The following is a 12,272-nucleotide window of genomic DNA, read 5'->3' as shown; positions in this document are numbered from 1 at the left end:
AAATTGGCTTTTGGCAAACTTCACCGCCCGGATTCGTCCTCCGAGGGGAAAGACTCCATGGTTGGAGTGGATATAGGTTCAAATTCCGTTAAGGTCGTGGAATTTGCCTACGAGGGCGGAAATTACCGGCTTGAGAATATTGGAGAGGCTATGCTCCCAAGCGGCGCTATAACCGGCAAGTCGGTTTCAAAGGGAGACGTGGTTTCGGCGGTCATCTCAAATCTTGTTTCAAAACTCGGCATAAAGGCAAGAAGGGTAGCCATAGGTCTCTCCGGCGAAGCCGTTGCTTTAAAAATCGTCAGTGTTCCCAAAACTCTTCTCAGAAATGACATGGAAAAGCTTGTTCCGGACCTTGTGAGCACCAGTCTTCGGAGAAACGTTGGCGGGGTTAATTACAGCTATACTCCGCTTTTCCGGCGCAACGGAAAATCAGCGGAGGTCCCGGTGCTGATCGCTGCGGTTTCGAAAAAAACGGCGCAGGGATATAAAAACTTGGTTTCCACCGCGGGCCTTCGCGCTCGGGTAATTGATATTGACGCCATGGCCCTTTCAAACGCCTACGCGGTTTCCTGTGCAGTTCGCGGCGAGAAAGTGGCACTTGTAGACATTGGGGCGTCGGTGATCAATCTGAGCGTTTTGGACGACGGCGTGCCTTTCATGCTGAGAGACATTCCGTTTGGAGGGCAATGGGTCACGCTCCGCCTTATGGAGAAGTTCAAGATCACCTATGAGGAGGCGGAGAGAATAAAGTGCAGCATAAAGGGTTACGGCAGATATGATGAGATAACCTCTGTTTTCGCCGATTTTGTCGCCCGTGCCGTGGGTGAGATAAAAACGTTTCTGGACGATGCAGGAGGCGGGCTTGCCCGCATAATCCTTTCTGGGGGATCTTCCAAGATCGCTACCATGCCTGACGCGTTAGGGGATGCTACGGGGACATCAGTTGAGATTTCAAATCCTTTTCGCAATATCGCTGTTTCGGATTCGCGTTTTGACTCGGAGTACATCGAGCATCTGGCCCCGAAGATGACAGTTGCAGTAGGCCTTGCGCTTAGGGGTTTGTGAATAGGAGAAAAAACTGGTAAGAAATTCCGCGTACCAGATCAGTTTCTTGAAGGTATAAGGTGGATTATCAAGGAAACCGCAAGCGCGACCGCGCCGACTACCGAGAGAGTCTTGAAGTAAAAAGACCAGTCAAGTGAAAATTTGAGGGAAATTCCGAAACCGATTATAAAGAGAACGAGTGCGGTTATAAGAATTCCTCCGAGGATGTTTGTTCTAAGCATACGAAACTCCAGTAAGCAGAATTAATAAAAACGGCACTATTGTATATAAGACCGCGCAAATTTCAATTCTTAAAACAGGGAATCACCGCGGCTGGAGAGCTGAACTAATACAATGTTGAGTAAAAGGGAGTCACGGGTACTGAGGCTGCTTAGCGAAAAAGAGGGCAAAAGCCTCTCCGAGCAAAAAATTCTCCGGGAGCTTAAGATACCCGAGAGAAAAAGAAAAAACCTCCGTGCTACACTTGAGCGCATGGTTCTTGAGGGTACGATCAAAAGGACCTCCAAAGGGCGCTACCGCCTTGGAAAATACGGGAAAAAATCCGCCGGGAAAGATCACCGGCGTCCGAATTTTCCCGGTCACACTTTAAACGGGAACCGGAAAAAGATCGGGTCAAACGGCCTGTCAAACGGGAACTCCCTGAGGGTTTTGGCCGACCTGCGAAAAACCCCAAGGGGTTTTGTTGCATGCCCGAGAAAGACGGAGATTCCCGAGTGTGAGATTGAAAGCAGAGGGGGGAAAAGGAGCTTCTCCGACGGGGAACTCGTGGTTATAGAGATTGGGCTTGGGAAAACATCGGCGAGAGTGACCGAGCGTCTTGGGATATCTGGAGAAATCGAAACCGAGAAAAAAGGGATTATTTCCGAGTACAGTCTTCCGAAGGGTTTTTCGCGCAACGTGATCAAAGAGGTCGGCAACCTGAACGCGGAATTCTCAAACGGTGATCTTTCGGCGAGGGTGAATCTTGAGGGGGAAACCATTTTCACCATAGACGGGGATGACGCAAAGGATTTTGACGATGCGGTGGGCATAAAAAGAATCCGCAAGGGCAAGGGATACAGACTCTGGGTAAGCATAGCGGATGTTTCTCATTACGTGCTTTCCGGGAGCGCGTGCGATGAGGAGGCCGCGCGCAGGGCCACCAGCACTTATCTCTCGGACAGGGTTATTCCCATGCTTCCCAAGCGGCTCTCGAATGATCTCTGCAGCCTGCGACCGAGAAAAAGACGGCTTACCAAAACAGTCGAGATGGATTTTGATTCCTCGGGAAGACTTAAAGACTCAAGGATATACAACAGCGTGATAAAAAGCTCCGCGAGGCTCACCTATTCCAAGGCCGCGGCCGTTTTGGAGGGAAATGGTACTGCCTCCTCCTCACTTAGCAAAAGCATAACTTCTTCCCTGCTTGTGATGAGAGAGCTCTATGGCAAGCTCAAGGAGCTTAGAATCGGAAAAGGCGGTCTTGACTTCGATTTTCCCGAGGCTGTGCTGCTTCGCAATTCCTCAGGAGAGGTAAGAGACGTCGACAGGTTTAAGCGAAACACGGCCCACGAGATAATAGAGGAGTTCATGATCATGGCTAACTCCGTAGTTGCGGACTTTGTCTTTAGAAACGGTTTCGAATCGATCTACAGAATTCATGAGCCTCCTGACCCGGATTCAATAAAGCAGTTGCGCGAAAGCCTTCTCAAAATAGGAATCAAGGCGAACCTGGGAGCAAGAGCAAAACAGCCTGACATTCAGGCGGTGATGAAGACCGCTTCGGGAAGACGGGACCGGGAACAGATAAATTTCATGATTCTGCGCGCGCTTAAAAAAGCTGTCTACTCGACAAAGCATGTTCCCCATTTCGGTCTTGCGATAGATGATTACACCCACTTCACTTCGCCCATAAGAAGGTATCCCGATCTTGTTGTTCACAGGATTGTCGACGATATACTGGAAAAAAAAGACCCTTCCTACGATTCCGCTCTTCTCAAAAAGATTGCCGAACGCTGCTCGATTCTGGAGAGGGCGGCAGAGGGCGCGGAACGTCAGTTCATGAACCTCGAGACTGCGAATTTCATGAAAACTCGCGTGGGCGAAGTATTCCACGGGAAAATACTCAGCATACATCCCTTCGGAGTATTCATAGAAATAAAGGAACACTTCGTCGAAGGACTCATCCCCGAGCACCTTTACAAACACAAGGGCAAGAAAAGGAAGTGGTTTGAACTCGGAGAGGATGTTCGCGTAAAACTCGTGTCAGCTGACCTGGAAAGAAGAAGGCTCACTTTTGATCTTGCGTCTTAGGTGCCCATTCAAGTTTTTCGTTCTACTTTGGTGACCCTTCTTCCAGTTTGCTGACTTTTGCAATAATTTCTTTCTAGACTATATGTTAATTTTTAAGTTGTTAATTTGATCTTGATATTTTCTTCTCTGCTCAAAACCCTTTTTTACGATCTTTCCTATTCTATTCTGTTCCTCTTTGCTTGGGACTAGAATCAAAATATTAAGTAAATCAGAATCTAACAATGATGGTATGGCAGCCCCGGTTCTGAATCGATACACTTGGTCGAGAAAATATTTAGACTTAAGAAAATATAATAGATAAAATGGGTTTAATACTTCTTCGTCAAAATTAGAACCCTGTTGATATAAGGATTCTTTGTCTAGTGTATTTCTTTTTCTTTTACTGAAAACTCTAAATCCGTTTGTACAAATACAGCCATCATATTTTTTTGTTACGTATGCTGAAACATGGTTATTTGTACCAATGGAGTTGCCCGCTACAGCGGTGATTATGTCACCCTCTTTTAATTCGTATGATGCTCTGCTTGGTAACTCATGAACAAGCTGCTCTGTCGCATTTGTTATTTCATTGTACTGTGTGCTAATGTCGGACAATTCTACATAGCGAACGGTGAGATTTCTTTGCTTAAGTTTGCTTGACTTCGCTTTTTTTATATCCAGTAAATTTCCAAGTCTTTTAGCACCATTTTTTAGAAGAATTTTCTCGGTTTCTCTGTAGCTCGGTTTATAAAACTCGAAATCCAGTCGCATGTAGTTTAAGTCGTCTCTATTTATCAAAAAGGCATTTTCAGTGTTATTAAATTTTTTATCTTTTTTGAAATTTATGTATGAAGAAATAACATCAGAAATATCCTCATCTACTTTGAATTCTCCTTTTTCATTTTTTTGTATATTTCCTGAATTATCTTTTTTATAAATTAAAGACCCATTCTTGTTTCCTGCATAGCCCAATTTTGTTACTTGAGCAAAATATATTTTTTCAGTTGGTTTTTCATCGTTTTTCTTTTTTAAAAATAAAATAGAGGTTTTCACTCCTGTACCCGATGGAATAAATGTTTCTTGAGGTAGCTTGATAATATCAAGCACATCCGCTTGTTCTTTTATATAATTACGAAGATAAGAAAGGCTAGAGTTCTCAAAATCACCATTGGGTAAAACGATTGCCATTCTACCTCCAGGTTTTAAAAACTTTAAACATCTTTCAATGAATAAGATTTCCGGGACCTGTCCATGCAACAGGTCCCCGCTTTTGTAAAACTTAGAATCAAATTCATTCCATTTGTAACCTAAGTCAAAGTTTTTAAGTATTGATTTACTAGTAATTTTGCCTTGTGTACCGAAAGGTGGATTTGTGAGAACAATATCAAAATAATTTCGATATGTTTTTAAGTTGGTTTTGCTGGTTTTATTTAATTCTGCATCAATACTATTCCAATCAGATAATGAGTCATGTCGGATAATGTTGCAGAAACCGTCGCCATCTAAAATCATCATCATTTTTGCGACCGTAGCGGCCGTTTTGTTTATCTCGATTCCATAAGCATTGTTTCTAGCGAAATCTTTAGCTTTACCAGGTTCGTTTAAGTAGATATATTGCAAAGTTGAACTCAGGAAACCCCCACTTCCGCAAGCTGGATCTAGGACTTTCTCGTTTGATTTTGGTTGTATTATTTCAACACACAGTTTAACCACTTGTTCAGGAGTGAAGAATTGTCCTCTCCCAACTCTCTGCGAGGCATGTATGAATTTTTGAAAAGCGAGACCTTTAACATCATTTGAAGAATTTAGAAGGTCAATGTTCTGAAGCTTATTGAAGACAAAAGCAAGCGAATTATCTTTTAATTTTATTTTTTCATCTTTTTCAAAGAGGTCCGAGAAATAAGTAAAAGTGTTTTCTTGTAGCTTGTAGAGCCTGCTAAGAAAATCGCTTTCGTTTTTCCCGTTGATAATGTTTTCATACTCTGATGATGTAATTTTGAATTCAAATTTTTTGTTTTTTTCATCGAAAATTTTCAGAAAAAGTATTTTTATTGTTTCTTCCAAAGCCTGTTCTGGGAACAAGCCATCGTTAGCGTAAATATGGTTATGAACATCTTCAAAGACTTTTAGTAATTTATCGCTTTTTTCTAAGGAAGATGTTTGCTCAGAAGGGGGAAATAAGGGAAGTGTAATTTGACTCATAGTTTTTACTAATAGAAAACCTGAATTTTGGTCTGTTTACTGTACACACCAATACTAGGATTTAATTATCAATGATGCAATAAAAGAGATAATACAGAAGTGTTTCAGGATTGTAAATAACTTCTGTATCTCGCTAAGATTTGGGGGTCGGTCTTCAAATGCCTACATATATAAGGGGTTGCAATTGACTACCTATCATCTATTTGCGAGTGATCGATTTTTCTATACATTGGGTTCGTTTCTTGTATGCAAATATCAATATCATCATACCAAGGAGGTTGGATTACAGGGTTGTCTTTTTTGTCTTTGACCAATATATCAATTGTGTAATTCTGATATAAATGTTCCGGTGATGTTGGAGAATGACTAATTTTTTCACTGTTTGTAAATACGAACTCATGCTTTCCAGTTCTCAAAAATAAATCGATACTCATAATATTAAAATCACTAACGAGTGGAGCAGCCTGAATTATATCGGTTTTAATTCCTTTTCTTCTAGTTGGTTGGTGAGTTTCCAGTATTGCAATAGCACCTGCAACATCTCTATAAGCATCTTCTGTGAAAAATTTTTTGTCTAGAGAAAAAACCCATTCTTTAAGTTCATCTTCATTGCTCCAAAGGTCGTCAAGATTATAGCATTCTGGTCCAGGGAAATTATGGTCCCACTTGAAATCGGGAAACCTTTTTCTCGGGTTTTTCTTTTTGAAAGATAGCTTTGCCTTTGAATATTTATCAGACCCTTTGTTGAAAATTGCCTCTTTGGTTTGCACGTTAAATATGCGATTTTTAAGAAATCTGAAAACCTTCTTAGGATTATCAAGTTTTCCACCTCGAAACTCGGAATTGCTTTTTAATCCTTTGCTTTCGATTACTAGCCACTTCTTGGCCTTTTTCCCCTTCTTTCTGATGTAAAAATCGCCTCTTGCTTGGTCATTTTTCGCTTTGTTGCCACCACTCGGTTTCTCCTTGATTCTAACTACTTTATAACCTTTTGCTTCAAGGTGGTCTTTAAGCAATATCTCACTGATAGCACCTAGTATATAGCCCCTTGCATTTGGACTTGACCTTAGTGCTTCGTAAAAGGTTTGCTCACTTACTCCAAAATCTTTCAGGATGTTTTTGTTTGTATTATTCAAATGTTAACAGGTCATTTATTTTTAACTTCAAAGCCGTCGCAATCTTCTCTATGTTTTCTAAAGTTATGTTCTTCTCAGCTCTTTCAATCATTCCAATGTAAGTTCTGTGAACTCTTGCCCTTGCAGCAAGCTCCTCTTGCGAAAGTCCTTGTTTAAGCCTTTCTTCCCGTACTTTCTGACCAAATTTTTCTAGAGTGGTTTTACTCATGAACTTATGACTTTACGCTGTTAAAGCATATGTTCTTGCTAACTTTAGTTCTACATACTATAGTTGGCAGATAAGTTTTATATTAAAAAGGGTGCTGGGGAGCTTTCTCTTTAGAGAGGAACACAGATGTTAGGACAATTTTTTATCCTAAGGGGTTACTTTTGTGGGCAGGGAAAAAAGAAGGATTTAATCTTGTTGGCCTTGTGAATTGAGAGAGAGTTTGGTTTGAATTTTTTGACTGGCGGAGGGAGTGGGATTCGAACCCACGAGGGCCAAAAAGACCCCACTGGTTTTCGAGACCAGCGCCTTAAACCACTCGGCCATCCCTCCCAACCCGCAAAACAGGCTACCGAAGCCCAAGGGGCAAGGCAACATCTACGAAAACAGGCAGAGTCCCGACTTTTTTAAATTACTGTCAGAATGTTAGAATACCAGTAACATGGGAAAAGCGATACCCAAACGGAGGAAAGGTATGGATCCCCCCAGTACCTTTGTCATGACATTCCGCTTAAGAAATTTCCTCCCGTTTTTGCTTGCTATCTTCTTTCTGGTGGCGGTTTCCTGCGAAACGTCTGAACCGCCGCCACCCGGTTACGAACCTCCCGTAGAGTGCGACCTTCCCGAGCGGGGAGGATACGAAAGAGAGATTTACTATCCGAACCTGGACAGTCGCGCCCTTGGGGACATATCCCCGACCGAAAATGATTACGAAACCGTAAAGAAGATAAGCCGCTCGGTATTGCGGATAAGATCAGGTCGAAGACTGGGAACAGGCTGGCTTATAGCTCCTCGCCATGTTGTCACAGCCGCGCACTCGATAAATGAAAATTATAATACCATGCACGTCCAGACATTTGACGGCGAAACTATAGGCGCGGAAGTCGCATGGTATGACAAAACAGGAACAAGCGACTTGGCTCTGCTTAAGCTTGAGCGGGAGATTGATGCCGTTCCTCTGAAAATCGCCGACGCAAGACCCGAAAAAGATGACATGCTTATCGTAATAGGTCAGACTTCCATAGCATCAGGTCTTGGAGGATGGATCGTTACGATGGGACCCGCGCTTGATGAGTCACACTGCCGAAGGGTGGAATCCAGATGTGATTTGCCGCGCGACAGAGTATACCATTTGGCGCCCGTAATAGGAGGAATGAGTGGAGGGCCCGTACTCAATCGCAATGGAGAAGTGGTCTCCACGGTATCCGGAACAAAGATACCTCTTGGTTTCACGACACGTGGGCTGCCCGAAAAGCTCTGGGTTTACGCATTTTATCAGCCGATTCCCGGTTCCTACGAGTTCGGGTCGAATCCCGAGGAATTAAAACAGCTTTACAACAACAGCGCGGCTCCCGATCTTCGGGAACCCGCAAACGCCGGTCAGTACAGGGATGACAACCAGTGGAAAACTACGGATAACGCGTTCGGCGACAAATACAACCCGTTTCCGATCGACCAGTTTGACCACATGAACGATGTATACAAAAGAGAGCGCGAAGGAGCCGTGAGCCTGAAAGTGTCATCAGACTCGGAAATATCAGTTGGTTCCGGTTTTATATATGACGACAGTACCGTCATCACCGCGGGACACGTGGTCACTGAAACGGGATTGGAAGTCTACATTACAACAGCGGACGGCGAAGTTCACAAGGGTACTGTTTCCAAAACACAGAACGAACCGGGAAAATGTGATATCGCCGTTATAAAAACGGCGCCGGGAGCCTTGTCGGGATATAGAGAACTTGAAATCGGCAATTCCTCTTCGCTTCGGTGTGGCGACCCTGTCATTGTAATCGGCACCGCCGCCGATTACAGGCCGGCGGGAAACCTGCAGGGAGTCACGGCCGTTTATCGCGGAACCCGGAAGTATTTGTCCGAATTCTTCTCGCCATCCTCTCGCGGCGGCATGAGTGGCGGCCCGGTTTTAAACAGAGAAGGCGAGGTGATTTCTCTGGCCTCGGAGGCATTCGACTTCGTCGGGCCGTCTGGACAGCAGCCTACCAAACCGGCTTCTCTGTTTATTCACACCCGAATTCCGACTTACATGAAACAGCATGCTTCGGACGGGCCGAACTCAGAAACTATGAAAAGGTTTATTGAAGACAGTGATTTTCGATGTGAATAACCGGCAAATTGTCTGAGCGGCACCGGAAGGAGCTGGATGTGTATCCCTCGGATCTTCGGATACGGACTTTTCCTAACGAAGAGCTGAAACAGAATTCAAGCGCGAAAAACCTGATATTCGGCACACCGAACCCAGTATAGCATTCAGGGCACTTCTAAAAATTTGGTTTGCGGTTCAAGATTACGGACAACTTCCCATAGAAGTTCGGACAAAAATAGGGATTTCCTTAACTTGCTGAAAAAAAACAAAGGGAATAATTCTGGAACCTGCTTTCCAATTTTGCGAATTTTCTGATTCCGGACATCATCAATCACATTGCTGGGTGACAAGACTGCCCCAGAAATCTTCTTCCGCCATTCCCAACAGGTCAAGTGCTTCCTTCTGAACGGGCGAAAGTTCGTTCCTGACGTCACCCTCGAACAACAGGGCGGAAAGTCCTCCTTATTTGCCATTCTACGTAATACGCGGGCATGAACAGCAGCACGTGACCCCGCCGTGATTCTCGCTGTAGACGTATATGGTGGGCCATATCCTCAAGGAAGATTTCTTCACTGAGCGAAACGCTCTCTGTACTCAAGCGTACAATTGTTTCAATATTCAGTAAGAACTTGTGGGAGTGCAACAATATCTGATCATAGCGCAACTGGTACGGATTGGAGAAGATGGTGGACAGAGTGGGATTCAAACTCAAGAGGCAAGGCAACATTTCCTGGGAAGTTTTGTTATTAACGCCTCCGTGTAAAATTAAGCGGATATGATTGAGGACCACTTTACTCCCGAGGCTGCCGAATTCATCAGGGAGGCGATAACCGAGGCCCACGGAAACGAGGTTTTTTTCGTCGGGAAAATAAACGATAATTCCTTGGTTTACGACGTCAGGGTCTTTGCCCGTGGCAACCGCCATGCGGTTCCGGCGATCCTTGCCGCGGCGAAGACGGGAAACGTGGTTGTGCACAATCATCCCTCGGGCAACCTAGAACCTTCTCCTCAGGATGTGGCCGTTGCCTCGGCTTTCGGAAATAAGGGGGTCGGTTTCTACATAGTGGACAGCGAGGTCGAAAATGTATACGTTGTGATTGAGCCTTTTGTTCCGGGAGAGACGGTACGCGTCGATAATGAATCCGCGAGGGAATACCTTCTGCCGGCAGGTCCCGTGGCCCGGGTTTTGGGAGAGAAATACGAATACCGAGACGAGCAGCTCGAAGTCCTCTCAAACGTAACCGATGCCTTTAACGATGAATACCTGTCGATGATAGAGGCCGGCACGGGTACCGGAAAAACTCTCTCCTATCTCGTCCCCTCCATTCTCTGGTCTATTAACAACGATGAAAGGGTGTTGATCTCTACAAACACTATCAATCTGCAGGAACAGCTGATAAACAAGGATCTTCCGCTCCTTCGGGATGTTTTCCCGAAGAAGTTCGATTACGCGCTTGTTAAGGGAATGAGAAACTATTTCTGTCTTCTGCGCGGCGAAGCCGTGGGACAGGATCTTTTCGATTTTATAGATGACGGAGAAAGAGGATCAATGAAGGACGTACTCGAGTGGGCGAAGACTACCACGGACGGTTCTCTTTCCGACCTTGCCTTCACGCCTCCTGATGACGTGTGGGACAGGGTGTCTGCAGAAAGCGAAAGCTGCCCGGGGATGAAGTGCCCCCACTATTCAAACTGCTTTTTCTTCAAGTCCCGAAGAGAGCTCTCAAGAGCCTCGGTGCTGGTCGCTAACCACCATATGCTTTTCTCCGATATCGCAATAAAAGGGACTGCTGGACCTGATTCGGATTTCGGGATAATTCCCCGCTACGCGAAGGTCGTTTTCGACGAAGCGCACAATATTGCCGAGGCGGCGACTTCGCATTTCAGCCTGAAACTGAGCAAGCACGGGATTATGAAAACCCTCTCGAGGCTCCGCTCCCGGAAAAGCAAAGGCGGGAACAAGGGGATCCTATCCTACATCTCTCATCTTGCACAGAGGGAAAAGGATTCCGCCCTGAGGGGGGTTTTCGAGCGCTCGGGCGGTGCTCTTGCCGCCGCCGTCGAGCGGATCGAAGCCGTGAGCGAAGAAGTGTTTAACTCGCTTTACGGTTTCGGGGCGGAGATATCAGGGGAAGCAGCGATAAGCATTAGGCTTACGGAGGAAATTGTGCGGAATGAGAAATGGACCGGCGTGGAAGAGCGCTTCGGAGCGCTTGAAAAATCTCTTTTCTCGCTTGAAAACGAGATTGGCCACCTTCTGGGAGTGGTTGAGCCCTCACCGCACGCGGATTCCCACATAAAACTCACCGCCGAACTCGGTGGCATTGCTAAAAGATCCCTTGCCTTCCGCGAAGTCATAGCAAGGTTCTTCGGCGAGGGGGACGAGAGTCACATCAGGTGGTTTGAGGGAAACCGTAGACGCGCGGCCATTTTCTGCTCCATCAACCTCTCTCCGCTTGACGTGTCTAAAGAGCTCTCAGAAAAGCTCTACTCAAAGACAAAGACCGTTGTTATGACCTCCGCGTCGCTTGCCGTGGACAGGAATTTCGATTTTCAGAAAAAAAACATTGGGCTTTCGGATGACGAGAGATTCAGGGGACTGATCGTCGATTCCCCGTTTGATTTTCGTACGCAGTCCCTGCTGCTGGTCCCGGCGGACATTCCCGAGCCTGGACGTGATGACTACGAGGATTCTCTCTCGCGGATACTATCCGACTCCATTTCCATAACGAACGGAAACGCCTTGGTGCTTTTTACGTCTTATTCTTCGCTTAACAGGGTTTACGAAAAGACAGGGAAGATCCTTGAGGAGAGCGGATTCGCGCACATCTCCCTTTTTAAACAGGGAGAGATGCCCAGAGGTCTGCTGCTTGAGAAATTCAAAACGCTTGGAAACTCGGTGCTTTTCGCGACCGACAGTTTCTGGGAGGGGGTTGACGTCCCTGGGGATTCCCTGAGTATGGTCGTTATATGCAGGCTTCCTTTCAAGGTTCCAACGGATCCCGTTACGGAGGCGAAAATCGAGTACATGGAAAAACAGGATATCGATTCGTTTCGCGAGTACATACTTCCCCACGCAGTTCTGAGATTCAAGCAGGGTTTCGGGAGGCTCATACGCACGAAGACTGACCGCGGCGTGGTCATGGTTCTTGACAGACGCATAGTGTCAAAGTATTACGGGAAGTTCTTTATAAACTCCGTTTCGGGGAGCGCTTTTTTCTGCGGGAAAACGGAAGAAGTCCTGGGGAGAATGCGGGATTTTTTCTTCAGAGCAGAGAAGCACTGAATT

Annotated in this window: 8 protein-coding genes and 1 tRNA gene; 4 read left to right on the top strand and 5 right to left on the bottom strand. The window is 45.5% G+C overall.

Annotation, left to right across the window (positions count from 1 at the left end; translation table 11 throughout):
• The first annotated feature begins 3 nt into the window (after nt 1-3).
• Nucleotides 4-1,065, top strand: coding sequence for a type IV pilus assembly protein PilM (pilM, locus tag F4X55_06530; GenBank protein MYC40643.1), 1,062 nt, complete (start codon nt 4-6; stop codon nt 1,063-1,065).
• Between the two features lie 38 nt (nt 1,066-1,103).
• Here the strand turns inward: pilM and F4X55_06525 are convergent, their stop codons facing one another.
• Nucleotides 1,104-1,286 carry a hypothetical protein gene (locus F4X55_06525; GenBank protein ID MYC40642.1) on the bottom strand — a complete coding sequence of 61 codons (183 nt, stop codon included), beginning with the start codon at nt 1,284-1,286 and terminating at the stop codon, nt 1,104-1,106.
• A gap of 112 nt (nt 1,287-1,398) precedes the next feature.
• On the opposite strand from F4X55_06525, the gene F4X55_06520 reads away from it, so the two are divergent.
• Nucleotides 1,399-3,357: a VacB/RNase II family 3'-5' exoribonuclease gene (locus tag F4X55_06520; GenBank protein MYC40641.1), complete on the top strand. Its 1,959-nt coding sequence runs from the start codon at nt 1,399-1,401 to the stop codon at nt 3,355-3,357.
• Between the two features lie 78 nt (nt 3,358-3,435).
• Here F4X55_06520 and F4X55_06515 read toward each other — a convergent pair whose 3' ends face one another.
• The 4 genes from F4X55_06515 to F4X55_06500 form a co-directional block, all read right to left on the bottom strand.
• Nucleotides 3,436-5,538, bottom strand: coding sequence for an N-6 DNA methylase (locus F4X55_06515; GenBank protein ID MYC40640.1), 2,103 nt, complete (start codon nt 5,536-5,538; stop codon nt 3,436-3,438).
• Between the two features lie 188 nt (nt 5,539-5,726).
• Nucleotides 5,727-6,674, bottom strand: a complete 948-nt coding sequence (locus F4X55_06510; protein MYC40639.1) for a hypothetical protein — start codon at nt 6,672-6,674, stop codon at nt 5,727-5,729.
• Nucleotides 6,667-6,882, bottom strand: a complete 216-nt coding sequence (locus tag F4X55_06505; GenBank protein MYC40638.1) for a helix-turn-helix transcriptional regulator — start codon at nt 6,880-6,882, stop codon at nt 6,667-6,669. Before F4X55_06505 ends, F4X55_06510 begins: the two co-directional genes overlap by 8 nt.
• Before the next feature lie 239 nt (nt 6,883-7,121).
• Nucleotides 7,122-7,212, bottom strand: a tRNA-Ser gene (locus F4X55_06500).
• Between the two features lie 109 nt (nt 7,213-7,321).
• Between F4X55_06500 and F4X55_06495 the strand changes: the two genes are divergently transcribed.
• On the top strand, nt 7,322-9,004 hold the full coding sequence (locus tag F4X55_06495) for a trypsin-like peptidase domain-containing protein (GenBank protein MYC40637.1): 1,683 nt from the start codon (nt 7,322-7,324) through the stop codon (nt 9,002-9,004).
• 754 nt (nt 9,005-9,758) lie between these two features.
• Nucleotides 9,759-12,269, top strand: a complete 2,511-nt coding sequence (locus tag F4X55_06490) for a helicase (GenBank protein ID MYC40636.1) — start codon at nt 9,759-9,761, stop codon at nt 12,267-12,269.
• The last annotated feature ends 3 nt before the right edge of the window (nt 12,270-12,272 follow it).

Source organism: Candidatus Dadabacteria bacterium, assembly GCA_009840385.1.
Lineage (GTDB): Bacteria > Desulfobacterota_D > UBA1144 > Nemesobacterales > Nemesobacteraceae > Nemesobacter > Nemesobacter australis.
The sequence above is the reverse complement of the archived record's forward strand: the minus strand, read 5'-3'. Positions and strand labels throughout refer to the sequence as shown.

Bases quoted from the DNA above. Each gene is read 5' to 3' on its own strand.
- F4X55_06525 (MYC40642.1), bottom strand. From the start codon at position 1,286: ATGCTTAGAACAAACATCCTCGGAGGAATTCTTATAACCGCACTCGTT.
- F4X55_06520 (MYC40641.1), top strand. From the start codon at position 1,399: ATGTTGAGTAAAAGGGAGTCACGGGTACTGAGGCTGCTTAGCGAAAAA.
- F4X55_06515 (MYC40640.1), bottom strand. From the start codon at position 5,538: ATGAGTCAAATTACACTTCCCTTATTTCCCCCTTCTGAGCAAACATCT.
- F4X55_06505 (MYC40638.1), bottom strand. From the start codon at position 6,882: ATGAGTAAAACCACTCTAGAAAAATTTGGTCAGAAAGTACGGGAAGAA.
- F4X55_06495 (MYC40637.1), top strand. From the start codon at position 7,322: ATGGGAAAAGCGATACCCAAACGGAGGAAAGGTATGGATCCCCCCAGT.
- F4X55_06490 (MYC40636.1), top strand. From the start codon at position 9,759: ATGATTGAGGACCACTTTACTCCCGAGGCTGCCGAATTCATCAGGGAG.